General features: G+C 58.8%; 1 protein-coding gene. It reads left to right on the top strand.

Annotation, left to right across the window (positions count from 1 at the left end):
- Positions 1 to 306 (top strand): hypothetical protein (locus tag LAY57_RS10075; protein WP_249066289.1); only part of this gene is annotated, 306 nt, incomplete at both ends.

Here is a 306-nt window from a genome sequence, read left to right as displayed (position 1 = left end):
AAGTGCGTCCCACTCCAACCGATCGCGTCGTCCGTTCCTACCAAGCTTCACGGCAAGTGCGTCCCACTCCAACCGATCTGCAAGCACGTTCTTACCAACTCAGTCGCCTACCGCGTCCCACTCAAAGCGATCGGCAAGCACGTTCTTACCAGCCGAGTCAGCTGACAGTGGCGCGACAAAGCGACGATCGGCCCCGTTCTTATCGAATCAGCCGTTTGCCCCAGACCCAACAAAGCGACGATCGGCCCCGTTCTTATCGAATCAGCCGTTTGCCCCAGACCCAACAAAGCGACGATCGGCCCCGTT

This window comes from Argonema antarcticum A004/B2, from assembly GCF_023333585.1.
Taxonomy (GTDB): Bacteria; Cyanobacteriota; Cyanobacteriia; order Cyanobacteriales; family Aerosakkonemataceae; genus Argonema; species Argonema antarcticum.
The sequence above is the reverse complement of the archived record's forward strand: the minus strand, read 5'-3'. Positions and strand labels throughout refer to the sequence as shown.